The sequence below is a fragment of the Pseudoalteromonas sp. T1lg65 genome (assembly GCF_051930985.1).
Lineage (GTDB): Bacteria > Pseudomonadota > Gammaproteobacteria > Enterobacterales > Alteromonadaceae > Pseudoalteromonas.
The window spans coordinates 2,318,300-2,343,226 of the sequence record NZ_CP196837.1; the positions used below are offsets into that span (position 1 = coordinate 2,318,300).

Genomic DNA, 24,927 nt, shown 5'->3' on the forward strand with positions numbered 1-24,927 from the left:
TTTTGAACTACAGTGTGTTGTCACACTACAGAGAGGCAAGATGTTGCAATAACTTTTGATTTTCGTTTTCGATGTGCTTATAAAATTCAACGTCTTTAAGCTTACTTGCAGCCGCTTCATCGATCACAATCACAGCGTTTCTGTGCATTTGTAATGCCGAAGCCGGACATGCAGCTGTTAGTGGACCTTCAACCATGGCAGAAACCGCATCGGCTTTGTTTTCGCCAGTCGCCAGCAATACAACTTTCTTGGCATCAAGAATCGTGCCTATGCCCATTGTGATGGACAAATGTGGCTGATACTCATCTGCAGCAAAGAAGCGCGCATTATCGTCTATGGTCGCTTTGGTTAATGTTTTTACTCGTGTTCTAGAAGTTAATCCAGAAGATGGTTCATTAAAACCAATATGACCATTTCTGCCGATACCTAAAAGTTGAATATCAATTCCACCAGCTTGGGTCATGCGTGCTTCATATTCATCACATGCAACAATCGGGTTTTTTGCGTCCCCAGGAGGCACATGCGTATTCGCCTTGTCTATGTCGATATGATTAAACAACTGCTCATTCATAAAGTGGCGGTAGCTTTGTGGATGCGAACCATCCAGCCCTAGATATTCATCTAAGTTGAAGCTAGTGACTTGAGAAAAACTAATTTCACCTTGTTGATTGCGACGGATCAACTCTTGATACAACGCAACAGGCGTAGAACCTGTTGCTAATCCCAACACTGAATTAGCTTTGCGTTTTAATTGCGCAGTGAATAAATCTGCACCGTACGCCGCTACTTCCGCAGCATCTTTTAAAATAACGATTTGCATAAAAATAAAACCAATGTTGAGAAAGAAAAAAGAAAAATGGGATCTGAACCCTACTCCGCGTGCAATCAAAGCAAGGCCAGATCAAACCTAATTGGGATACACAATCTAGGTTATTACCATTATGACAACGCTGTCATTATTATCACATTTCAATTGGATGTAAAGTAAAAGTGAAGAATTTTAGTATGAAATTTCTTCAAATAAAAAAAGCCCAGGATATCTGGGCCAAACGTCATCAAATAAACTTATTTTACCCAGAGTCATTACACGCTAATAAAAATCTTTCGTTTGTGCATCCAATGCAGCACCATTAGTTGTACCATTAACAGTGCTGCTACCGCTGTGAGCGGCTGCCAAGAGTCAGGAACGGCTTGGATCACACCACCAAAGACACTAAGACTGATAAACTCCCAATTAATGAGACTGGATGCTAAATAAATAATGATCGAATTTGCACCGATTATCACAAACGGATAAGCCCAGCGCTGAGCGCCAATGACATCTATTACCGCGTAAAAAACAGCAAGTAAGATTAGGCTCCAACCTACTGTGACTAACACAAACGAACTAGTCCAAAGTTCTTTGTTAACGGGAAACACCATATCCCAAAGCCAGCCGAGAAGAATACTTACTGCACCAAAAAGCGTTAACCATCCAACTGTTTTCCATTCGCTAGATTTTGATTGTTGGGCTTGAGCAACTAATCGACCTGCAAATACACCGGCAATGGCATTCACAATGGCTGGAACGCTAGATAGAATTCCTTCTGGATCTACCGCTCTGTTCTGGTAGGTGATCCCCGGCAAAAAGTGTTGGTCTATATAGGCATTCCAGCTGCCAGTTGCTGTTAACACGCCGGCTTCACCGCCAGGAACAGGGATAAAACACAGCAGTATCCAATAGGACAGTAACAAGCCTATGCCAATATAAGCCAAATTACGTAAAGACGTATGCCAAACCAATAAGGCACAGAAAAACCAAGCTATCGCGATGCGGCCCAACACACTGGCATATCTGATATTCTCGACATCCATAGGAATGCCAGTTCCCCAGCCATGATTGTATAAAACCCCAAATACGCACAGTAGCAACAGCCGCTTAAACGCCTTGAAATAAAACGGTTTACGTTCTGGAAAAGGCAAATGATCGATGCGTTTTGGTGATAACCCCATGGCAACACCAGATAAAAATATAAATAACGGAAAAATGAGGTCATAAAATGTGAAGCCATGCCACGGACTATGCACTGTATGGGCTTCAAAGGCCTTCCAGCCTTGCCAACCTGTCAGAACAAATAACGCAGCAAATATGGATTGGCCTCCAAGGATCCAAAACATGTCCATACCACGAAGCGCGTCTAACGACATTAAGCGTTTAGGTTTGTTTTCCGTTGTCATACATAAATTCCTGTACAAAAAAACCCCGCTATACTGCTGCGGGGATTTACCAGGGAAGATTACTGTTGAATGCCTGCAATGAATGTATTTACCACACTCAATTTTTCATCCAACACCACAAAGTCTGCATCGGCACCTTGTTGTAAGTGCCCCTTGTTCTGCAACCCAAGATATTCAGCAGGATAGCGCGCTGCCATGCGTAAACTCTCGGCCAGACTGACATCTAAGGTGTTTACGGTATTTCGTACCGCACTTGCCATATCTAAAACACTACCGGCTAGTTCTCCCGTAGTAGAATTTAGCCTGTCGCCAGTTCTTAATACTTTACGACCATCAAAAAAGTCAAACTCGGTATCGTCGGTGCCAACCGGAGGCATTGCATCGGTTACCAACATCATTTTACCGCGCTGTTTAGCGCGAATAGCAAGCTTTGCAGAAAGCGGATGAACATGATGACCATCAACAATTAAACCACACCACGCATTGTCATCCCATAAAGCCGCACCGACCACTCCGGGCTCACGAGAAGTAAAGGCTGACATCGCATTAAATAAGTGAGTAAAGCCGTCAACGCCAACTTGAAGTGCAGCTTGAGTTTGTTCAAAAGTGGCATTACTGTGGCCAATGCAGACTTTTACTCCGTATGCGATCAGACGCTTAATGTCTTCAATCGCCACTGTTTCTGGTGCTAATGTAACCATTTTAATGCCCAAATCTTGGCGCGCATAAACCGCAAATTCTTGCTCAGAAATGGGACGGATAAACTGCTCACTATGGGTGCCTTTTTTGGGGTGAGATAGATGTGGTCCTTCAAAGTGCACACCTAGCACACCAGGTTGCTTTTTTTCTATCGCCGCAGCAACTGCATCTGCTGCCTGTTGCATTACTTCAATACGGTCTGTGATCAAAGTGGGCATCAGCCCCGTTGAACCAAACTGCGCATGAGCCGACACCATTTGCGCTAAACAGTCGGTTGTTTGATCGGCATTAAAAAACGCCCCACCACCACCGTTGACCTGCACGTCAATAAAACCAGGAACCACCAAACCATTGAGATTTATCGCTTCTGTCTCTGGATTGTCGATATAGCTTATTTGCCCTCGCTCAACACTGAAGGTGACGTTTTCTCTAAACACGCTTCCATCGAAAAGCTTGGTAGCTGAATACACAGTCATATATTTGCCTTGAGTAATTCTTGTTCAACACTTTGTATCGCGAAATAGATTGCGCCCATTTCAGGCGGTTGCTTAGGCAACGAAACCTGCTCAGCAATGTCTCTGTCTAGCCAATTTAATAACGGTTCTGATAAACCACCGATCATAGATAGTCGAGGTGGGTTCAGTTCCAACAAACGACGCGCCAACCTGCTGATATAGTCCGCACCACTCGTTACGATAGATAGCGCGATGGGATCATTTTGTTTTGCATGTTCAATTACATAACGCGCTAGCTTGGCATAACCACTAGATGGCTGACCTGCCATCTGCTCAGCAATTCCCATCGCGTCATTGGCATTAAAATGATGTAAAAATGCTTTACTTAGACTCGTGGATGCACCGAGTTTATCAAGATCAAGTAGTACGGCTTTAACAGCTTCAAGGCCCATCCATGCACCACTGCCCATATCGCCTTGTGCAAAACCATGACCACCATAATTAACCGACTCACCGTTTACCAACGCAAAACCGCAAGACCCAGTACCAGTAATGATAACTGCACCGTCTTTGCCTTCGTGCGCGCCAATGCAGGCTGTATGCAAGTCAGTGGTTAGAAACATCTGCTTAAACGGATGTTCCCATTGCATTATTTTGTCGTAAAGCGCTGGCAGATTAACCCCCGCCAAACCCAAACCAGCATTGAGTTCATGCACTTGCTCTACTCTCAAACCGGCGTCTTGTAACGCGGTCTGAGTAGACACCATAATTGATTCTAACGTACGCTCCAGTCCATGCAATGGATTTGCAGGACCACCTAGGCCTGTCCCTAACACGCCATGTTTGACAGAATAGATAGTCGCACGACATTTTGTACCACCACCGTCGACGCCGATGTATAACTGGTCTTGTTCAACCTGTTTAGCCATCATGTAGAGACCCCTAGTATTTACTAATTACCGATATCTTATTGTTATTTGACACGGCTCGATTCATGTTGAATTAATGTTACACAACAAATGACAGCGTTGTCATTCTTTTTTTGAACAATTTTGCTCTATTTGAAAAATTTTAATCTTGTTACACAGAGATAATTGAGTGATATGCACTTACGGAAAGGGTGAAAACGAACCCTTTTCTCTGCTGTGAGTTATTCATATCAGGAAAACCCCACTTCTCGTACACGTTAGTGCTTGATATTTGGGCGACTTCTCTACGTAGATTATTTTAATATTGCATAGTTCGCGATGATTGTCAGGTAAAAAGTGAATCACTGAAAAAAGACTTGAACATTATTCAAACAAAATATGCTTTTGGTATGGATGGATTGAACAAGTCAGATAAAAAAACGGCTGAATAGTTATAAACTTTATTCAGCCGTTCTCGTTCAACTCGAGTAAATCTATCGATTTAGATAACTACTTATTTTACGCCAAGTTCTCTTAAACGCTCTTGCAAATAACTATCTGCGGTATAACGCTCAGACAAGACTACATCTGGACGCGGATGTAAAAATAGCGGTAAAGAAATACGTGATTTACTAGACGCTTTACCTGTTGGATTGATTACACGGTGAATCGTTGACGGAAAATAACCGCCTGACGCTTCTTGCAACATGTCACCAATATTGATGATCAGCGAGCCAAAGTCGCAAGGCACATCCAACCAGCTGCCATCTTGTCTTTGCACCTGTAATCCCGGCTCATTAGCCGCCGGTAATACGGTAAGTAAATTGATATCACCGTGCGCCGCAGCACGAATTGCGCCCGGCTCTTCATCACCAGTCATTGGTGGGTAGTGTAAAACGCGAAGTAAAGTCTGATCCGAGTCTTTGATCATATCTTTTAGGTCGATAGAGAATTTTTCTCTTACATCTGCCGGCGCTTCTGCTTGTACCCAACTAAGTAGTTCTGCAGCAAATTCATTTGCCAGCCTATAATACTCTCTGATTTCAGCTTCTAGCTCTGCAGGTACGCGGCCTTTTGGATATACATGGAAGTACTCTTTGATATCTTTTACCGTAAAGCCTTTAGCAACCTCAGAAACATCAGGTGGGAAATAGCCATCCTGCGTCTCTTTGTTAAACAAGAATTGGTGTTTTAACTCAGAGTTAAAAAACGCTTGCCAATTTTTGTAGATCGATTCAACAAGCTCTTGTGGAATTGGATGATTTTTTAACACTCCAAAGCCTGTGTTTCTTAATGATTCGACAAAGTCTTTTGCTGCGCTAGGCGATTGATAGTCTACGGTAGGTAACTGTTGCATGATGATTCCACCAAAATTATTAGTAATTTGGGGTTACTAACTAAACAGGTCAGTAACCCACTTCTCGTGTCATCTCAACACTGCGTACCTTATTGCAAGGCCGGCGTATCTTACTAATACGATCGTGTTGGCGATAATTCTTTCAAAAGCATAGCTAAACATCAATTTATTCGCTGTGCTGTTGAAGATTTCGTTTCAAAGCGCGAGCTTAGAGAAATAGCTACAGAACCATAAGGACTTATGTCCGCACCGAATTGTTGAATGCGCTATTTTTGACTCAGATCAAAACCAAAAAGCCGTCGGTTAAGACGGCTTCAACTAACAGTTATTACGAATAAAACTTGTTATTACAGACCTAATTCACTCATAAAATCGTCGTCTGCAACATCTTCCGTCGTCTGTTCCGCTTTTTTTGCCTTGTTCGATTTGTTTTGGCTAGCAATGATGTCATCTGGGTCAACCGATTCTGAAATATCAAAATCATGAAGCTTGATAAACTCAGTTTTATCCATTGCAAGCTCAAGATAAAAGATATTCTGACCTTGAGTCGTAAATGTCACTCTGCGTGCCTGTGGCCTGTCCATCGTCGTATCAACCGAAATTTGAACCTGCTTGTTAATGGCCATCATTTTTGGCTGATTCTGCGTAATTGAGGTATGTAGCTGTTCTCGAACTTTGTTGGTGAAGTCACCCACGATTTGGTTCATTAACTCACCTAATACGTTTGCCACATCATCCGACAAATGACTTTTAGCAATCTCTTCTTCAGGCATACCCATGTTTCGCATGTAATCGGTGTAGACCTCCATCGCAGCTTGAGCGGTAAAATTTGTCACGACAAGTCCTGTAAAACCGCCATCAAATAAAACAAAACAGCCAATATCTGGGCGCATACAAGTACGAGTAATTTTCTGCACCATGGCTGAATAGCCAATGTCATTACCACTTGCTGATGATAGGACTTCCGTCACTGAGTGGCATAGGGTTGAGAGGATATCTTCTGTGCTAATCACTTTATTTTTCGCCATTTTGTGTCCAATTTTTACTTCTTATAATTAATAGTAGCCAAGCTACTCAATTTATCACTGACTATCCAGCATAAAATGGTAAAATAGCGGGATTATTTTCAAAGAGAGACACAGCGTGACAGGCAAAGACAGTATTTATGCCGCAGAGCAGGAAGTAAAAGACTTCACTTTTGATGAAAACGTCGTAGAAGTATTCCCTGATATGATCCAGCGTTCAGTGCCCGGCTATGCGACTATTGTCAGCACTATGGGTAAACTTGCGGGTAGTTTTGCGCAAAGTAATTCGAATCTTTATGACTTGGGTTGTTCGCTCGGTGCGGTCACACTGAGTATGCGCCGAAACATCGACAAAGAAAACTGCCAAATCATTGCGGTTGATAACTCAGCCCCGATGGTGGAGCGCTGTAAGCTACATCTAAAGGGCTTTAAATCAGACGTGCCTGTGGATGTAACTTTAGGTGACATCAATGACATTGAAATTGAAAATGCCTCTGTTGTCGCGATGAATTTCACATTGCAGTTTATTACACCAGAACAACGCTATGCCGTACTGGAAAAGATCTATAACGGTCTTAAACCCGGTGGCGTGCTGTTATTAAGCGAAAAGATCCGCGGTGAGAACGATCAAAAAGACAATATTTTGATTGACTTACATCACGACTTTAAAAGACATAACGGCTACTCGGAATTAGAGATCAGTCAAAAGCGTACCGCCATCGAAAACGTAATGCGCCCTGATCAACTCAGCGCTCATTTACAACGCCTAGATAAGATTGGTTTTCAGCAAACTCAGGTCTGGTATCAATGTTTTAATTTCTGTTCCATGATTGCAATTAAATAAGGTGGCATCGTGAATAATTGGTTTACTGATTTTTATGCACAAATAGCAAAAACCTCTTTGAGTCACTGGCTAAACACCCTACCCGCTCAACTTACTCATTGGCAAAAAGAAGCCCAACATGGTGACTGGCCCGCTTGGGAAAAAGTATTAAAGAACCTGCCTGAGATAGCCACTGAGCATGTGAACATCAAAGACCGAGTCGAAATAGGTGACGGCAGTAATGTAAGCGAAGGGCATCAGAAACAATTGACCCACCTGCTTAAGCGCATGATGCCATGGCGCAAAGGTCCATTCCATTTACACGGTATACATATTGATACGGAATGGCGAAGTGATTGGAAATGGGACAGACTGTTGCCACACATCAGTGATTTGCACGGTCGTACCGTTTTGGATATTGGCTGTGGTTCAGGTTATCACCTTTGGCGCATGCGTGGAGAAGGCGCAGAGCTCGTGGTTGGCATCGACCCTTCGGACCTATTTTTGTGTCAGTTTCAAGCCATAAAGCACTTCAACCCTGATCCAAATGTACATTTACTCCCACTGGGAGTAGAACAATTACCTGAATTAAAAGCATTCGACACAGTGTTTTCGATGGGCGTGTTATACCATCGCCGGTCACCAATAGATTTCTTAGCCCAGCTCAAAGCACAACTGCGGAAAGGCGGAGAGTTAGTGCTAGAGACGTTAGTTATTGAAGGTGACGTAAATACAGTGTTAGTTCCTACTGATAGATACGCAAAGATGCGCAATGTGTGGTTTATTCCTAGCTGTGACGCTCTGACATTATGGCTGGAGCGCGTTGGCTTTAAGAATATCAAGGTAGTCGACAAAGACATCACATCTTTAGAAGAACAACGCAGTACTGAATGGATGGAAACTGAGTCGTTAGTGGACTTCTTGGATCCCACGGATCATAGTAAGACCATCGAAGGCTATCCAGCGCCACTTCGAGCGATTGTTACAGCAACCGCCTAGCGCTAGCGCCATCATCTGAGAAGCGTGAACGCGCTTCTCAATATTCACCGCAAAATTGTTTCTCCCCTAAAACTCTCGTAAAGATTGACTATACAGCTCAAAAATCGTCTGCTTCAAATCTCCAAGCCCATCATGAATATCCATAATTTCAAGTGCCAAAGCCGTGTCATTAACGTATTGAGATATCACCACATCAAAAGTCGCGTGCCTACCATGCGGTAGCAAGATAGTCACCGCCGTTTGGGTAAGTGAATGTTGTAGATATTTGGCAATAAAAGGGTGAGTTCTGATCACTAACCCTGACAAAGATAACGACAATACCGTGAATGTAGGGCCTAAGGTTGGTACCTTTAACACTATGCCCGACAATTGCTTGGTTATCCAATGACGCCGAGAAGAGTCTGCGGCAAAAATATTTGGTACATCGCAAGAAAAAGTAGTCGTTCCGTCTTCACTAGTGTGTAAATGTGCCGGAAAATACACCAATTCTGAGTTTACCTTTGCAACGAGCTGAATATCGGTTGCTTGACTCAAAGTACACAGCCATTGTTTTGCTTCTTCCGCCTGCTTATCTCTCATAAGAACATCAAAGTGAGGCTCTTGCTCTTGTTCTAGCACACTACTAATGAATTGTGTTTCTTCTTCAGAAAGCTTCATGTTACCAGCCTATGTAAACGTCATTGCTCACCATATCAAGCTAAAGCAGATGTACCCAATACTGCCCAACCCTCAGTGTAGAACTATTCAACAAATATGACCATTACAGACAATTACAGATAGCAGGAACAAAAATTAATAATTTAAAAACAAATAATTAAGGGAAAATAACCAATACAACACCAATGATTATATTAAAATATCGAACAGTAATATTTCACTCATAATAACGCATGTCGTCGTTGATAGGTTTTACGAAAAGCCGTTGGCGTCATCCGCTTGGTTGCCGCAAAACGACGATTAAAATTAGAAAGGCAATTAAATCCACACATATCACTTATCGTACTGATGGGGGTTTTAGTATTGGTCAACAAAGAACACGCCTTGCTGATCCGAAGTTGATTAACCAGTTCCGTAAACGTTTGTTCCGTTCTTTGTTTAATAAAGCGATGAAAATGCGGAGTGCTCATATGGACTATTTTTGCAACTTCCTCCGCCAGCAAGGGTCGAGTATAGTGTTGGTGAATAAAGCGCATGATTTTATCCAGTTTATCGGTACTTTGATCTGCGGTGATTTCCACTCGGTAACCTGCACTGGCCAGTATTTCTGTCTGCGTATCCTGACTCATCAACTCTAATACCTGTAACAGTAAAATTAATCTCTCACTGACTGGCGCGACTTCCATTGACTCGAACAGCGCAATGGCTTTTTTTGCGACATGCTGAGAGAAACGGATACCACGCAAAGACTTCTCTAACAGCACTTTGTGGGTCGCTAAGTCTGGCATGCTGGACACCAAAGTTTCTAACCAAACAGCAGGAAGCTGCGCCACATAAACTCGTTGCTCTGTTCCTTTAACTGAGTCATATGAATGCCAGGTATGTGGTAGATGAGGCCCACACAGCACCATATCAATATCACCATACTCAGCAATATTGTCCCCCACATAGCGTTGTCCAAAGCTATTCAGAGTTAATGCTATTTCATACTCAGGATGGTAATGCCAATTGAACTCAATTTCATCAATCTCATAACGCCAAAAACGCCAAGAGGCGCTCGGTGATGGAATGACTTTTTCGAACATGGGTTTCATTACACAGGCAAATATTCCGATTAAGCATGCAACGATAGTATCAGAATTGGATACAAAAGTACCAATCAAATGTAAAATTTTGAGGCACACTGATTACATGTTTAGTACACAAGCCTTCAGCGATTAACAACGAGTTTAAATTTATCGGATTGCTGTTGACCATTCGTAATCAAAGAGAGAGTTATTATGCCAAGGAATCCATTTCGCATTACCCGTTTACGAAGTGCTGTTTGTATCGCACTTTCAATCTCTTTTAGCCAGACGGTATACGCTGAAGAAAGCAGTGACGATAAAAACAAAATTGAAGTCATTGAGGTTACCGCCACTAAGACTGTGACCAATTTGATGAAAACACCGGTTGCAGTTACCGCTATGGGACCAGACTCATTGGTGAAGCAAAACATCAAAGAGATTGCCGACCTAAATGGCATGATCCCTAACTTACAGCTTGGACTTTCAACCTCAGACTCTGGTGTTAAGGCTGCTATTCGTGGTGTCACCTCTACCAACTTTACCGAGATTGGCGACCCTGCGGTGGGTATCCATATTGACGGTATTTACTCCCCTCGCCCGCAAGGCTCTTTGGCGCTGATGTTTGATTTGGAACAGGTTGAAGTACTGCGTGGTGCACAAGGCACTCTGTTTGGGCGAAACTCAACTGCGGGTGTTATTAATGTTATTCCTGCCAAACCAGAGTTTGACGACAACTATGGCTGGTCAACGTTGCAGTTGAGCAACTACAGTGGCAAACAACTACGTAGTGTTTACAACTTTGGGATCAGTGACAACTTTGCGCTCAGAGCTGCGCTAATGATTGATAAACGCGATGGCTATATCAATCAAGTGCCTGATATGACGGACAGAGGGATGAAAGTTGCTGTTGGTGATGATGCCAATAACCTGCAATGGGTGGGTAAAGACGGCGTACCGGATGTCGACCAAAGGTTAAATAAAAAGCTCGACCCTTCTGATTTTTATACCAACTCTGACCAATGGGGATTGCGATTAACCGCATTGTGGCAAGTTGCGAATGACAAATCTTGGCGTATCGGCTTTGAACACTACAAAAACGATGGTGCCGGTCACGTTAATCTCAAAGACTGTGAAGCAGCAAAAGGCACGCGTTATGCGTGTGATAGCGACGATCATTTTGATCAAACGGTTAAAATCAATGTGCCCGGTAAGCTGGATATGAGTATCGACACTCTGCGCAGCGTGTTTAGCTGGCAGTATGACGCCAACACCAATATTGAACACCGCTTTGCCTATGCAAATCAAAAACGTGTCCAGTTCCATGATGATGATGTAGGTTATCATGCGATACCTGAAGAAGTGGATATTTCCTATTCTTGGGGTAACTGGGGTCGGCAATATGTTGATGATAGAGCAAGTTATACCTTGGATTCTGAATATAAGTCTTTCGTCAACGAGCTACAAATCCAGCAAACTTTTGAGCAGTTTGATTATGTCGCCGGTTTATTTTGGCTTAAAGAAGACAACGCTATCATTTTTGCCCAAGACATGTTGGTACGCGCTCCTTGGGGAATGCCATACGGGCAATACTACAATCAGCCAAAGCGTGAAATTGAATCAAAAGCACTCTTCGCTCAAGGCAATTATCACTTTTCGCCAGACTTAACCGCAACACTTGGTGTGCGCTACACCGAAGATGAGCGAACTGACAACGATGGCGCAACTTACGGCAGTTGGAGCGCTGATACACCTTGGTACTACAATGACAAACATGAGCCTCTTTACCCATTAGGAACTGGTATTGCTCACAATGGAACCGATTTAACCTTTGGCATGGGTCCGTTTGCAGGCGCATCTGCCTATTCGGGTCCAACTATCAACACCTACTCCAAATCCTGGAGCAAGACCACATGGCGCGCTGGTATTCAATATGATTTGGATGCCAAAAATATGGTGTTTGCATCTGTTGCTACGGGATACCGTCCGGGAGGATTTGGTGACAAGTTCGACACCTGTGGCGGTGGCACTTGTGTCGACGGTTCAACCGAAAAATTTAGCTTCTTAGACTACGACCCTGAAACCACAACAAACTATGAGCTGGGCTATAAAGGTTCTTTACTAGATCAGTCTTTAAATTTCACCGCTGTTCTATTTTTGACTAAGTACCAAGATATGCACAGCACCGCAATGCATGCTGTTGGACAAAAAATTCTAGACCGCGAGTGCCCTGATTGGGATCAAGCCTGTGATGTGGTGTCTGCTTGGAAAACCGAAAACATTGGAGAGGCAGACATCATGGGTATCGAGTTAGAATGGGACTATATCCCTTGGGAAAATGGTCGCTTGAAAGGCTTTTATGCTTGGCTAGACACGGAGATCACATCTTATGACACTTACAATGACAACTGGATCTGTGGTTATCGTGAAGAGTTTGGTGCTGAACCCTGTGCAGATCTATTCGTCGACTCTTCTAAACCACATCTGAGTGGCAGAAGGCTATACGATGTCACCGGCAATCAATTACCCAACTCGCCAGAGCATTCTATTGGATTAACTTATTCACATTATATTGAATTACCGTCGGGTCTGACTTTAGAACCTTGGCTGAGTGTTCGTTGGCAAGACACCATGTATTTCACCCCAAGAAACCTAGATAACAAAGTCGTGGGTGATTATCAGGATGCATATACCAATATCAATGCAGCCATAAAACTGTCCAGCAACGATGCTGACTGGTATGTGGAGCTTTACGGTACCAACTTAGGTGATGAAGTGGTTAAGAACTGGATGGGACAAGCAGCAAATGGCGGTTATCAATTCAATTCATATAATCCCCCGCGTATGTACGGCGTACGCTTTAACTTGAGTTATTAATCAACTCTGCCACCGAGAGAAAGTGTAAAACACTTTCTCTTTTCTACTCCGCTATATCTTTCGCATTGCCTTAAATGAGGAAAAGTCATGAAAAATAATACAGCATCCCTCGCCTTGGTTCTGGTAGTGTTTTTTGTTATTTCATTTATTACCAATATTCTTGGCCCGATATTTCCCGAGTTAGTGTCTGATTTTGAAATCAGCCTAACGCTTGCAGGTTTCTTACCCCTTTCATTTTTTGCCGCTTATGGTGTGATGTCGATACCTTCTGGTTGGGCCATCGAACGGTTTGGCGAAAAAGCAGTGATGATCACTGCGTTTTCACTCGCCTGTGCTGGCTCAACCCTTTTCGCGTCGATTCCGACTTTCGCCATGGCCATGTTATCTCTATTTTTTATCGGCACAGGTATGGCAATGCTGCAAGTTGCCATAAACCCTTTACTTCGAGTCGCAGGTAAAGAAGAAAACTTTGCATTTTTCTCTATCCTAGGTCAGTTGTTGTTTGGTGCAGCGGCGACGGTCAGTCCACTTATTTATGCCTTACTGGTATCAAAGACACCAACTCAAGGCTTTGCATGGCTCAATATGTACTGGTTATTTGCAGGTATAAGCGTGCTTATGCTTATTATTTGCGCATTAATCAGATTTCCCATAATTGACAAAAAGGAAGATGAACGCCAAGCCCATAGTTCCGTTTACCTCGACCTAATCAAAAACAAAACGGTGATCATGTTCTTTGTTGCAATTGCCGCTTATGTTGGCACCGAGCAAGGCGTCGCCAATGGCATTGGACTCTTTTTACAGCAATACCACCAGCTTGATAGCGTCGCTGTAGGTGCAAAAGTCGTCAGTGAATTTTGGCTAATGCTCACCATTGGTTGTGTTGTTGGGCTCGGATTAGTGAAGCTTCTTGATAGCCGTATTGTGTTAATTTCTTTTGCCTTGTTGGCCATGCTTAGTCTTACAGCAGCATTGTTTGGGCCTAAAGAAGTCGCATTGTTTGCGTTTCCAGCCGTGGGCTTTTTCTTATCAGTCATGTGGTCTGTGATTGTCTCATTGGCATTAAATTCTCTTGCACAACATCATGGTGCTTTTACTGGAATTTTATGTACCGGTATCGTGGGAGGCGGATTAGCTTCACCTATTATCGGCCTTATCGCGGATTCAACCAATAGTTTGAGACTCGGCATGTGCTTTGTCTACCTGACTCTCGGTTATATTTTTTATGTTGGTTTACGCGCTCAACCTCTGATTAAAAATAAAACGATTCGTCTTTTCAAAGCCAACGATGTCGCAAAAGCAGGTTAATGATGCAGTCTCTACAAAAGCAAGCTTATGGCAGCGTTATTACCATAGATATAGGCGGAACAAAAGTTTGTGCAGGCTTGTACCGCAACGAGCACCTTCGGGATCTCAGACGTGAAGCTTTTCCCGCGTTTGCAGATGAGACTGAGATATTTACGTTTATCTGTGACCTCATTGAACAATTACAGCAAGCCGATACCTCTATCATTGCTATCGGTGTTCCTGCCATTGTTGAGCAACAAACAGGCACAATACTCAATGCGGTAAATATTCCAGCATGGCAATGTGTGGCATTACAACAGCAACTTGAGCTGCGTTTTAGCCTTCCGGTGTTACTCGAAAACGATGTCAATTGCTTTACTTATGGAGAGCATAGGTTTGGCGCCGCCCAAGGTAATAGCGCTATTATCGGACTCTGCTTAGGCACTGGGGTGGGTGCTGGGCTCATTATCAACAGACAACTATATCAAGGTATCAACTGCTGTGCTGGCGAGGTCGGTTCAATACCTTATTTGGATTCCACCTTTGACGATTATTGCTCCGGTCGCTTTTTCCACATCCATTACCAACAAAGTGGTGAATCTCTCGCTCTGCAAGCAAAAAACAATGTACCAGCAGCCATTGATGCATTTGTGCAATATTCCAAACACCTTGCTCAAGCAATTAAGTATCTCCTGCTACTCATCGACCCTGAAAAGATTGTCCTTGGCGGCTCAGTTGCCAAGTCATACGAATTGTTTATCGACTCACTATGGCAACAGCTCGCGGATTTCCCTTATCCAAGCATGATAAAAAAGCTTCAGATAGTTCCTGCAAGCCTAGAAGAAAGCGCTTTACTAGGTGCCGCGAGCCTTGCATTACAGCATATTAAGGAAACATGATGAAAGCCATTTTATCCCTTTTTATCGTCTATTCGCTGGTATTTATTGGAACTGTACAAGCTAAAACAGACAATACCAGACTGTATACGAATCAAGTTATGTATAACCAAACTGCCAACAAAGTAGCGGTTGTTTCTTCTGCGCGAGCACTGACCGATGATGCGCTTCATTTTCAGTTGCTGGACAAAAAACAGGTGGTTTTTTCTGGTAAACTAACTGCCGATGGTCAGTTCAATGCATGGCGGCAAGCTGATGCTAATCGCTACTTTTATCACGCTGACTTTTCCGCCTTTAAGCAAAGCGGTCAATATCAGCTGCAACTAGCTAACGGGCAATCAACAACAGTAAATATTGCCAAGCACGGACTCTTTACCACTACCACCGCCGCGTTATTAAGTTACTTCAAACACAACAGAAACGATCAACGCTATAACTGGAAGCAGGATAACTCCATTCGTCTTTACGGCACACAAAAATATGCCAATGTCCAAGGAGGCTGGAATGATGCCGGAGGAGATAGAGGTAAGTATCTCTCTCATTTGTCTTATGCTAACTTTTTCAACCCACAACAATTGTCTTTTACAGCTTGGGCATTAGCTTATAGTTATCAGGCTGCTCCCCACCACTTCGCTGATTTAAAACTCGATCAAGCGATTATCGAAGAAGCCTTTTGGGGAGCCGATTATTTGGTCAGAACACTCGATTCTGATGGTTTTTTCTACATGACGGTTTATGACCGCTGGGGAGAAAAAGGCGCTGAACGCGTGGTCACAGCCTATGTTGGACCAAATGGTCAATACACACCTCACTATCAAGCAGCATTTCGTGAAGGTGGCGGTGCAGCAATAGCAGCCTTGGCGCAAGCTTACCAATTGTCAAAACAAACCAACAAAGCTGGAACCTTTACCGCAGTGGAGTATTTGGCAGCAGCCAAAAAAGGTTTTGCTCATTTGGTCAAAAACAACCTGAGTTACTGTGATGACGGCCAAGAGAACATTATCGATGACTACACCGCTTTGCTTGCTGCAAGCGAGCTTTATAAAGCGACACAAGACCAGCAATATTTGACTTACGCCAGAGTCAGAGCAAGGAACCTCATTCAGCGCTTACATCCTGAAGGATGGTTTATCAGCAACCACATTAACAGCGATAATCCCAGACCTTACTATCATGCCGCCGAAGCTGGATTCCCTATCGTCGCATTGAGCCTATATTTAGATATAGAAACGGACAAGGCTAAAGCGGAAAAAGTGAAACAAACCATAGTTACCCATCTTCAATATCAACTCACGCTTAACACCAGCCATAACAATCCTTTTAATTACCCGATGCAAGTATTCAAGCGCTTTGAAAAAGGCAAGTTGAAGCAAAAACTCGAGGTAGGTTTTTTTATTCCGCAAGCTAACGAAACCAATTATTGGTGGCAAGGGGAAAGCGCGAGGTTATCGTCATTGACTACTGCAATTCATCTTGCCAAAAAGCACATCGACACCCTGTCAGAGTACGATAAGCTTAAACGTCCACTTGGGCTGTTAGCGCAAAATCAGATTGATTGGATACTTGGTCGAAACCCGTATCAAATCACTATGCTCAATGGCTTCGGCATCAACAATCCGGTTCCTTATAAAGGACTAGAAATGATTTATGGTGGGATCTCTAATGGTATAACAGGCTTGCGTGACAGCCCTAAAAATGAAGGTATTGCGTTTGCGCCAGAATCTGATTGGCAAAATTGGCGTTGGGTTGAACAATGGCTACCTCATAGCACTTGGTTTTTGTTAGCAAGCAGTACGATGGCAATGTAAAGCAAGCAGTAAACACCTGTCGCTCGTTGGGTAAATCATCAACTGATGCCATGCTGTTAGACTTTTGTCTAGTTACCCAGGTGAATAAATCGCGACAAAATCGTTAGTGGAATAACACAACCAACATGAAAGGAGATTATCATGACATTGACATTTAGAAAGAAGAAAATTAAGACGTTATCCACTGGCTCTGAAACGCTGTTAAGGAGCAAGACAAAAAAAGTTGCAGGTGGTATTTCAGCAATAGGTTGCGGGCCAATTTCCAACCCTAACTACTCATGCCCTGTATCAATTAACACTTATAGCTGTAATTAAATCACCAAAACTCAAGCACTCATGTTAGTTGTTACTGTATTGTTCTATAGCTATACGGAAGTTTAACGAAGAAACATGAGTGCATTCAAAACCGGATATCAGCAACAAATGTAATCCTATCTGATGTAAAAACTGGCTACAATGATCCCGACGGCCACTATAAAATTGCGTAATTCTCTTGCTGATACCTCTGGTGTATCGTTTATCAGGTGCTTGTTGTAAAACCTTACTTGAGTCATTTCAGTTGCGGTTTGATTATTGGGAGTTACTATCAAACCTGCCAAAAGCAATGTTAATGCTTGCAGGTAATTTGCAGATATCAAAAACAAGATTGCGAGTAAAAATGCAGTAAAGGTGAGTACCCATGTAACAAATTTAAACACGGCATCTCCGTTGCTTAAGCCAATTTGAACAGTCGCTAATTTAGAGTAATTACTTTTGAAATACAAGTGAGAAAAAGTCGTGTTTTACGCTTAAAAAGCAGTAATAAATGACCATATTGCAGGGTGAGAATTAACCAATCAGAACAACGTTCAGCTATTAACAGCACACACTACTCGTGTTTATTGGTATGCTTATTTCACGTCTAGTTATGACAATGCATTTTGCATATTTATACCTGAGCTTCCGTATCAATTATATAAATTTACACATTCCGAGACCCAGTGAAGTTCCACTCCGTTCAGTGTATCCGTAGCGAGCATAAAAAGGTTCTTTACCCTTAGCTGATAACAAAGCGACGGTTGCACCGCTTTTCGCGACCGTCGCTAAATAAGATTCAGTGTGGCGCATCAACATGTCGCCAATGCCCTGCTGCTGATAGTCGGGGTCAACAACAAGATCTTGAATATAGAAAAACATCGCACCGTCACCAATAATTCGAGCCATTCCAATCAGTTTATCATGCAGGTAAGCGACAACATGGAACAAAGAGTTATTCAACGCTGTATTTGCTTGTTTAATTGACGTAACACCCCAACCAACTTTCTCTCTGAGTGCAACATAATCTTGAGTGTCAGGCCTTGTAAATTTAACAGTTATGTCCATGTCGTTAATGCCACTTAATATGAGTTATTTCGCCGACTTACTGTGTTGTTGTTTTTTCCAATCATCCGTAAGCAGACCTGCGTAACCCCAATCCGCTTCTTCGATTTCTTGAATCACCACATGAGTGTATTCTGGCTGCTTACCCAACACTCTTTGTAAAGAATTGGTGATATCTTTAACTAATTCCGCTTTTTGTTCTCTAGTAGCGCCTTTGGTGATTTGCACATTGACTACTGGCATGTTAGTTCCTTCTAAAGGTCTGTCCTTAAGCTGATTGGTTACTTATGCTGTTAATAAGTTGATTAATTCTCATCTCCAACTCGGTAGGGTCCGGCCAAAGTTTGTGTGAATATAACCAGCCGTGTCTAGTTCCTATCCTTAGTCTACCTGATTTTGACGATGTGGCAGCTTGCGTCACTTGTACCGGAATAGCTTGAGATTTAGTGAGTGTCCATTGGTGCCCACCACGCCCCTCTCGAATATCGTGAATATGGCACTCTAATCCACGCTCCGTAACACGTAACTCGGTTGATTGTTTTGCAGTAGAGAAAATCTCAATTCTTTCATCAGAGGCTTCTATATGTTCATCTGATAGATATTTTCTATACCCATACCAGCCGACCCAGCAAGCCACTAAAAACTGACCAAATGTCGACAACGCTGCTAAAATATCCCACCCTGTTGGCTGACTCATCACCTATCTCTTCCTTTACGTTTGGCGCTTTATAATGACCTTCTAATGTATAAAAATCAAGCAGCTATACCCTTTGATAGAGCTAAATGGAGAAAATCTATGGCAGAAGCTTTTTACTCATGCCTTAATTTTTCAATCGCTTGAATATCAACCCAATACACATCGCCTTCGTGATCTGTACCTATTTTCTCTTTTGATGGCGTTCGATTGAAAAAGAAATACTTACCATCTGGAGATACATAACCACCAGCTTCTATGCCATCAGTATTAATGGTTTCACCAAGATTGATAGCATCGCCCCAGTGGCCGTCTTTTTGTAAGAAGCTAACATAAAGATCTGTATCCCCATAACCATCTTCCTTTTCACTATCCCAGATGATGTAAGAACCGTCGGCTGCTATAAATGGGTGGGCCGTCCACATGCCTGCATTAATTTTCGGCCCCAACAATTCTGCCGGCTGTCGCTTACCGTGTTTTACTTTTGAGATACGTAAAACGTCATTATTTTTATAATCATCAAAGATATACGTTCCATCTGCGGAGGAAGACAAGCGCATAATGCCCCAGTCATCTCGGTCAATCAAAGGTCCTAAGCTTTTTATTTCTGACCAACCATTTGGCGTACGCGTTATGTATTTACTGCCCAAATGCAGCGTATTACCATCAGGAGAAAGAATGGGACGTCCCACTCTGGGACCTATAATTGATTGTTTCCACTGCTTATTTTGTTGTTTGAATTGAATTATCCACCACTTTCCGGTGTCGATATCCTTGCGAGAAAAGTATAACTCTTTAAGGTCTGGGGTAAACGAAACGCTATGATCGCGATGTCTGGTAGATACGTAACCTGGTGCAAACACTTTAGGAATAATGCCTGGTGGTTGCTGGCCGAGGTAAGGCCCTTCCGGTGCTGGTAATTGTTCTTCAGCAATACAGGCTGCACTACTTAAATAACACATAGCTGACAGTACAAATTGCACAAGGTAACGTTTCATTGCTTTTCCTTCTTAAAGTCTAATAAAGCAGTAAAAGGTTAACCCGATTTTGTTTTAAAAAGCTGATGTTTTAATGATTTCTTGTTGATTTTGAGTAATAGGGTTAGGCTCTCAGCGTAATTCAATGACAGTGATTTTACTTATCGAAAATTACGGTGATAAGCAACGCTAGAGCCAGCTTCAATAAACCTTATTTAACTAATTCATTCGAACAAGGTTACTTGGCTTTTCATAATCAGTGCGTGATCTGAGTGGTTTTACTCCGGTTAAGTTAGGTACCTACTGCTAAAAGTACCTAATTTGATTTCTGAGTATTTTATCTTTGTGGGCACGCCAGCTTAGTGCACTCTGACGTACAATCGATCAAAGACACGATTACACATAACACACCACCAGAAATTGAAGCGCCTTGCAGACCACCACCAATCTGAGGTGTTGCTTTTACCGGCAGGTTGGCGTGTTTGTCAGATAATTGCTTTAGTTGCGTTTTTCTTATCGTAAGTTTCATTTTAAGTCCTGTTAAAAAGTGAGTTTATTATTTGTAGTAATGCTCGACTATACGATTGAATTTTATAATAAATCGCATAGTCCAAAGTCCAAAGTCCAAAGTCCAAAGTCCAAAGTCCAAAGTCCAAAGTCCAAAGTCCAAAGTCCAAAGTCCAAAGTCCAAAGTCCAAAGTCCAAAGTCCAAAGTCCATTTAATCGGAACCACCAATGTTGGTCAATTGATAATATTTAATAGACAAGTTTGTAGAGCGTGTGGTCTTTCTACCGCTTGCGACGTTCAGCACGACCATTTATTTATCTTCTCCACACAAAACCCAACACAGCAAGCAGGATCAAAAACAATGATGTCGACCAGTATCTGATAAGTTGCCTCCTTGCTTCTTTATACCCCCTTCAATCTAAGAGCTAAAAAACTGATTTTAAAGACCAAATTAGAAGTGTAGGATAAAAACTCACAGCTCGGGCTTAAATGGGTTTCCGAGTTAAACCCAATTTCAGTGAATTATTATTAAGGACAACTAATGCATTTCATAAAATGGATTTCAATTACAGCTTTATTGCTGTTTCCTCATGCCTCTCCAGCAAAGAAGCCCGCTTTAGCTGCCCTTGAAGCTGAATTGGATAAAATAGCTCTAAAAAAAATACCTGTAGCAGGTCCAGGCTGCACGGTGGGAGTGATCCGGGATCGACAACTTCTTATCCAAAAAAGTTATGGATTGGCAAATATCGAACATCAAGTACCTCTTAATTCAAAGTCAGTTTTTCGTATGGCATCGGTATCTAAACAATTCACTGGCTTTGCGGTACTTCTACTAGCTGATCAAGGCAAGCTCAATCTCGATGATGACATACGTCAATATCTCCCTGACTTGCATGATTATGGCGTTAAAGTAACCATCAACGCCATGCTAGGTCATACCTCAGGAATGGCAGATTTCGATACCCTCCAACAACTTTTACCAAAACCTTTACTATCGAGTGCAGGTGGTAAGTTTCGACTTGGTGATGAAGACTACCTTACTAACGAAGAATTCTATAACGTTATCAAATCGCTTCCGTTAGCACACAGGCCTAACACAAAGCAAGCCTACAGTAACTTCGCCTATTTTTTGCTGGCTGAATTAGTAACCCGTGTTAGTGGGAAGTCGATGCGAGAGTTTACCACTCAATTTATGTTTAAACCCCTTGGCATGCAGAGCACGTTCTTTGCCGATGATATGCGTGAAATAGTGCCCAACCGTGCTTATGGCTACAGGACTTTTGAAGACGGCTTAAAGCACTACGAAACCAATATTTTTGTGGTCGGTGATGGGGGACTATATACGACGCTTGAAGATATGCTGATTTGGGATAACCACTTTTATGCGCCTAAACTTGGCAAGGATCCGCAAAAGCTGATGGAGCAGTTTAATACGCCAAATAGTCAATTCACCGCGGAAAACAACGGGATCTCTTATTACGCAAACGGACAATACATAGAACCAGACTACACCTTTCATAATGGTGGCTGGATGGGAACTAGCACAAGCTATATCCGCAGACCCGCCGAGCAAACATCCTTTGTTGGCATGTGTAACAGCTCATCCATTGATCCAGATATTTTCACGTATGAATTACCCAAGATATTGAGTAAGTTGAAGATATGGGATGTAACTGATCCTGCGATTTTTTAACTAGACCTTAAAATATTTCTATCCACTTCGAGTGTAAGGCAGAAGTAATTTGATAACGCATCACAAATCGAAACATATATAAAAGATAAACCCTGCACAGCAAGGGTTTAAATAACTAGCTCCTTAATGAATTCAAAAGCACTCATTTAAAAACTGTTGTCTGAGTTTATAGCATTTAGGATCTAAAACACTCCATGGATCTGCGCATTTATTGTCTGCACACGCTGATACAGAACTCACTAAACAACAAACTTGATAACGATGCCAAAAGCACCTTTTTAAATATTTTACTCATTTCGAGCAACCTTCATTAGTTAATTTTAGGTTGAAATTTAAGCCGAATAGAACCTTGTATGTAACCATAAAGCACATGGTGTTGCTGTTTTTTACATAAGGAGAGCTACAATGAAGCCCAAATTAGTTAAAAAATATGAAGGCATTTAACATTGCGAACAACGGCTTGGCACCGGATCAAAAAACTCAAGTTTCAGGTGGTGCGTTGACAGGTCCTTTTACTTGTCCAAACAGAAACTTATACTTGTCATTTATAAACAAATTGCGTGCTGTGTAGATCAGGCCCGCTTAAGTGCTGTTCAAATGACAATTGCTAAGTTTCTATTTTAATAAGCTGTCACTAAATCAGTGTAGCTGCCTACACTTACCACAACATCGGGTTAAGAATAGGCAGATATAGATCAAAAAAGAAACGTGAGTAAGCTGGTCTGCCATTCTGAACAGAGCTTTTCATGCTTATATCTCAGAGCAATTTGCTTAAATATCTGATCAATTTGAGAGATATTTAAGCAAATTGGTATTAATCTTCTTTTTGCAGCATGTACTGTCGGCATAGTTCAGTTGCCTTTGTGCTCTGCTGACAGTGTTGGGTGATAACGCGATTTTCAGCTTTTCGTATTAACTCGGCCAGTTCACCACTTTGCTTTAAGCGACGCAATACGGCATCCACCTCCTCGACCCAATGCTGCTGTTCCTTGTGTATATAGTGGTAGAGCTCAAGCTCACGAAAACGGTGTTGATGCGGGATTACATTTTCTATCCCCGTCTGGTGCCAACATCACTAAACCATCAATACGATTAGTCAGCGCAACGTCGGCCAATCCTTTAGACACCAGATTGAGTGCTTGTACTGTGGTATCTGTGTCCTCTACCCTTGGCATTCCCTGAGTGATGTTATTGGTGTGTTTTACGCCACGCACTTTTGCAATTCGATATCGGCTTAAGTCTTGTACACTCTCAATATTAACTTCGCCATCATTGCGAATAAACGCCATCGTCTCTAACTTATAATACGGTGTAGGAACACGGACAGTATGAGGATTTTCGTTACCGTAGCTAAAAATGCGCATGATTTCACCATGTTTTTTTCCGTTGCGCACCAGCTGCTGGGCACGTTTTCCAGGATAAGGAGTAATGACAATCGACACATTAAGCTTTTGATAGATTTCAGGTAAAACCAGACGACCAACTTCTTGCTCAATCAGGTAATTAATTGACACAAATTGCAAGGGCTCAGCAAACGCGTTACAGCTCAACAACAGCAACAATAACAGAGACTTCTTCATCTACTTACCGAGCTTTTAAGGTTATGTTTATTCAATTATTTTAGTATCAGTAAGGTGAATATCAATGGCTGGTCGTACAAGCATATGAAATTGGCGTGGATGTCCTTTTAGTTTTTCTTAGTTTTTTCCTAAAAATAATATAACGCATTAATATAAGTACTTTTCAAGCAATGCCTAAATGATGATAACCAACTACTGAAGTAGGTGGTTTAGGGCCTAAAACGAAAAAGGAGCCTTTTGGCTCCTTTTCAGTGTATTTGATGCAAATTAACCTAGTAACTCACCAAGTTGTTTGCTCACCGCTTCAACCGCTTGAGTACCATCTAGCTTGTGATACTGTGTGTTACCCGCTTGCGCTTCAGCACTGTAGTAATCGACTAGAGGCTTAGTTTGGTCATGGTAAATACCTAAACGCTTACGTACTGTTTCTTCTGTATCGTCATCACGGATGATTAGGTCTTCACCAGTTACGTCGTCTTTACCTTCAACCTTAGGAGGGTTGTAAACTACGTGATAAACACGGCCTGAACCTGGGTGTACACGACGGCCGCCCATGCGCTCAACGATAATTTCGTCTGCGACGTCAAACTCGATAACATGATCGATCTTGATGCCGTTTTCTTTCATCGCGTCAGCTTGCGGGATAGTGCGTGGAAAACCATCTAACAAGAAACCTGTTGCACAATCTTCTTTTGCAATGCGCTCTTTCACTAGACCAATGATGATCTCATCAGATACTAGCTGACCTGCGTCCATTACTTTTTTAGCTTCAAGACCCAGCGGCGTGCCTTCTTTGATAGCTGCACGAAGCATGTCACCAGTAGAGATCTGTGGGATCCCATATTTTTCCATTAGAAATTGTGCTTGAGTACCTTTACCTGCACCCGGCGCGCCTAGCAAAATGATGCGCATAATTGATTCCTCGTTTCTGAGTTGTTGGTGTTTGAATCGTGAATTTTTCCACATGCTGTGCCGATTCTCAAGGAACTTATACTAATTGGTAAGATTTTGGCACCATAAATAACTTCAACAGCGGATAAGCGG

Annotated in this window: 24 protein-coding genes; 7 read left to right on the forward strand and 17 right to left on the reverse strand. The window is 42.4% G+C overall.

Annotation, left to right across the window (positions count from 1 at the left end):
* Positions 1 to 25: 25 nt before the first annotated feature.
* The 6 genes from nagB to ACSLBF_RS10135 all read right to left on the reverse strand — a co-directional run bounded on the left by nagB (position 26) and on the right by ACSLBF_RS10135 (position 6,664).
* Positions 26 to 820 carry a glucosamine-6-phosphate deaminase gene (gene nagB, locus ACSLBF_RS10110; protein WP_440053294.1) on the reverse strand — a complete coding sequence of 265 codons (795 nt, stop codon included), beginning with the start codon at positions 818 to 820 and terminating at the stop codon, positions 26 to 28.
* Positions 821 to 1,083: 263 nt separating this feature from the next.
* Entirely contained in the window at positions 1,084 to 2,217 is a 1,134-nt protein-coding gene (gene nagX, locus ACSLBF_RS10115; protein WP_440053295.1) for a transmembrane glucosamine N-acetyltransferase NagX, read from the reverse strand.
* 59 nt (positions 2,218 to 2,276) lie between these two features.
* The gene (gene nagA / locus ACSLBF_RS10120; protein ID WP_440053296.1) at positions 2,277 to 3,392 is read right to left on the reverse strand and encodes an N-acetylglucosamine-6-phosphate deacetylase; all 1,116 of its coding nucleotides are present in this window, start codon (positions 3,390 to 3,392) and stop codon (positions 2,277 to 2,279) included.
* Entirely contained in the window at positions 3,389 to 4,303 is a 915-nt protein-coding gene (gene nagK, locus ACSLBF_RS10125; RefSeq protein ID WP_440053297.1) for an N-acetylglucosamine kinase, read from the reverse strand. Before nagK ends, nagA begins: the two co-directional genes overlap by 4 nt.
* Before the next feature lie 490 nt (positions 4,304 to 4,793).
* Positions 4,794 to 5,636 (reverse strand): isopenicillin N synthase family dioxygenase, encoded by an 843-nt coding sequence (locus tag ACSLBF_RS10130; RefSeq protein WP_440053298.1) that lies wholly within the window; start codon positions 5,634 to 5,636, stop codon positions 4,794 to 4,796.
* A gap of 347 nt (positions 5,637 to 5,983) precedes the next feature.
* Positions 5,984 to 6,664, reverse strand: coding sequence for a DUF3334 family protein (locus ACSLBF_RS10135; protein ID WP_440053299.1), 681 nt, complete (start codon positions 6,662 to 6,664; stop codon positions 5,984 to 5,986).
* 115 nt (positions 6,665 to 6,779) lie between these two features.
* Here ACSLBF_RS10135 and cmoA point away from each other — a divergent pair, with 115 nt between their 5' ends.
* Both cmoA and cmoB read left to right on the forward strand, forming a co-directional pair.
* Positions 6,780 to 7,505, forward strand: a complete 726-nt coding sequence (gene cmoA, locus ACSLBF_RS10140; protein ID WP_440053300.1) for a carboxy-S-adenosyl-L-methionine synthase CmoA — start codon at positions 6,780 to 6,782, stop codon at positions 7,503 to 7,505.
* A 9-nt stretch (positions 7,506 to 7,514) separates the two neighbouring features.
* Positions 7,515 to 8,483 carry a tRNA 5-methoxyuridine(34)/uridine 5-oxyacetic acid(34) synthase CmoB gene (gene cmoB / locus ACSLBF_RS10145; protein ID WP_440053301.1) on the forward strand — a complete coding sequence of 323 codons (969 nt, stop codon included), beginning with the start codon at positions 7,515 to 7,517 and terminating at the stop codon, positions 8,481 to 8,483.
* A 66-nt stretch (positions 8,484 to 8,549) separates the two neighbouring features.
* Here cmoB and ACSLBF_RS10150 read toward each other — a convergent pair whose 3' ends face one another.
* Entirely contained in the window at positions 8,550 to 9,140 is a 591-nt protein-coding gene (locus tag ACSLBF_RS10150) for a hypothetical protein (protein WP_440053302.1), read from the reverse strand.
* 221 nt (positions 9,141 to 9,361) lie between these two features.
* Entirely contained in the window at positions 9,362 to 10,234 is an 873-nt protein-coding gene (locus ACSLBF_RS10155; RefSeq protein WP_440053303.1) for an AraC family transcriptional regulator, read from the reverse strand.
* 186 nt (positions 10,235 to 10,420) lie between these two features.
* On the opposite strand from ACSLBF_RS10155, the gene ACSLBF_RS10160 reads away from it, so the two are divergent.
* The 4 genes from ACSLBF_RS10160 to ACSLBF_RS10175 all read left to right on the forward strand — a co-directional run bounded on the left by ACSLBF_RS10160 (position 10,421) and on the right by ACSLBF_RS10175 (position 17,072).
* The gene (locus tag ACSLBF_RS10160; protein WP_440053304.1) at positions 10,421 to 13,081 is read left to right on the forward strand and encodes a TonB-dependent receptor; all 2,661 of its coding nucleotides are present in this window, start codon (positions 10,421 to 10,423) and stop codon (positions 13,079 to 13,081) included.
* A gap of 87 nt (positions 13,082 to 13,168) precedes the next feature.
* Positions 13,169 to 14,389 (forward strand): MFS transporter, encoded by a 1,221-nt coding sequence (locus ACSLBF_RS10165; RefSeq protein ID WP_440053305.1) that lies wholly within the window; start codon positions 13,169 to 13,171, stop codon positions 14,387 to 14,389.
* A complete protein-coding gene (locus tag ACSLBF_RS10170) occupies positions 14,389 to 15,267 on the forward strand; it encodes an ROK family protein (RefSeq protein WP_440053306.1) in 879 nt (292 codons plus the stop codon). Before ACSLBF_RS10165 ends, ACSLBF_RS10170 begins: the two co-directional genes overlap by 1 nt.
* Positions 15,264 to 17,072 carry a glycoside hydrolase family 9 protein gene (locus ACSLBF_RS10175; RefSeq protein ID WP_440053307.1) on the forward strand — a complete coding sequence of 603 codons (1,809 nt, stop codon included), beginning with the start codon at positions 15,264 to 15,266 and terminating at the stop codon, positions 17,070 to 17,072. Before ACSLBF_RS10170 ends, ACSLBF_RS10175 begins: the two co-directional genes overlap by 4 nt.
* Positions 17,073 to 17,503: 431 nt before the next feature.
* On the opposite strand, the gene ACSLBF_RS10180 is transcribed toward ACSLBF_RS10175, so the two are convergent.
* The 6 genes from ACSLBF_RS10180 to ACSLBF_RS10205 all read right to left on the reverse strand — a co-directional run bounded on the left by ACSLBF_RS10180 (position 17,504) and on the right by ACSLBF_RS10205 (position 20,631).
* Positions 17,504 to 17,770 carry a hypothetical protein gene (locus tag ACSLBF_RS10180; RefSeq protein ID WP_440053308.1) on the reverse strand — a complete coding sequence of 89 codons (267 nt, stop codon included), beginning with the start codon at positions 17,768 to 17,770 and terminating at the stop codon, positions 17,504 to 17,506.
* A 253-nt stretch (positions 17,771 to 18,023) separates the two neighbouring features.
* Complete coding sequence (locus tag ACSLBF_RS10185; RefSeq protein ID WP_440053309.1) at positions 18,024 to 18,434, reverse strand: GNAT family N-acetyltransferase; 411 nt, start codon at positions 18,432 to 18,434, stop codon at positions 18,024 to 18,026.
* 24 nt (positions 18,435 to 18,458) lie between these two features.
* Entirely contained in the window at positions 18,459 to 18,674 is a 216-nt protein-coding gene (locus ACSLBF_RS10190) for a tautomerase family protein (protein ID WP_440053310.1), read from the reverse strand.
* 25 nt (positions 18,675 to 18,699) lie between these two features.
* Entirely contained in the window at positions 18,700 to 19,128 is a 429-nt protein-coding gene (locus ACSLBF_RS10195) for a hypothetical protein (protein ID WP_440053311.1), read from the reverse strand.
* Between the two features lie 113 nt (positions 19,129 to 19,241).
* Positions 19,242 to 20,123, reverse strand: a complete 882-nt coding sequence (locus tag ACSLBF_RS10200; RefSeq protein WP_440053312.1) for a hypothetical protein — start codon at positions 20,121 to 20,123, stop codon at positions 19,242 to 19,244.
* A gap of 316 nt (positions 20,124 to 20,439) precedes the next feature.
* Positions 20,440 to 20,631 carry a hypothetical protein gene (locus ACSLBF_RS10205; RefSeq protein WP_440053313.1) on the reverse strand — a complete coding sequence of 64 codons (192 nt, stop codon included), beginning with the start codon at positions 20,629 to 20,631 and terminating at the stop codon, positions 20,440 to 20,442.
* Between the two features lie 520 nt (positions 20,632 to 21,151).
* Here ACSLBF_RS10205 and ACSLBF_RS10210 point away from each other — a divergent pair.
* On the forward strand, positions 21,152 to 22,303 hold the full coding sequence (locus ACSLBF_RS10210; protein WP_440053314.1) for a serine hydrolase domain-containing protein: 1,152 nt from the start codon (positions 21,152 to 21,154) through the stop codon (positions 22,301 to 22,303).
* An 814-nt stretch (positions 22,304 to 23,117) separates the two neighbouring features.
* On the opposite strand, the gene ACSLBF_RS10215 is transcribed toward ACSLBF_RS10210, so the two are convergent.
* The 3 genes from ACSLBF_RS10215 to adk all read right to left on the reverse strand — a co-directional run bounded on the left by ACSLBF_RS10215 (position 23,118) and on the right by adk (position 24,795).
* Positions 23,118 to 23,267 (reverse strand): hypothetical protein, encoded by a 150-nt coding sequence (locus tag ACSLBF_RS10215; protein WP_440053315.1) that lies wholly within the window; start codon positions 23,265 to 23,267, stop codon positions 23,118 to 23,120.
* Between the two features lie 52 nt (positions 23,268 to 23,319).
* Positions 23,320 to 23,883 (reverse strand): substrate-binding periplasmic protein, encoded by a 564-nt coding sequence (locus tag ACSLBF_RS10220; protein WP_440053316.1) that lies wholly within the window; start codon positions 23,881 to 23,883, stop codon positions 23,320 to 23,322.
* 267 nt (positions 23,884 to 24,150) lie between these two features.
* Positions 24,151 to 24,795, reverse strand: a complete 645-nt coding sequence (gene adk, locus ACSLBF_RS10225) for an adenylate kinase (RefSeq protein WP_440053317.1) — start codon at positions 24,793 to 24,795, stop codon at positions 24,151 to 24,153.
* Between the last annotated feature and the right edge of the window lie 132 nt (positions 24,796 to 24,927).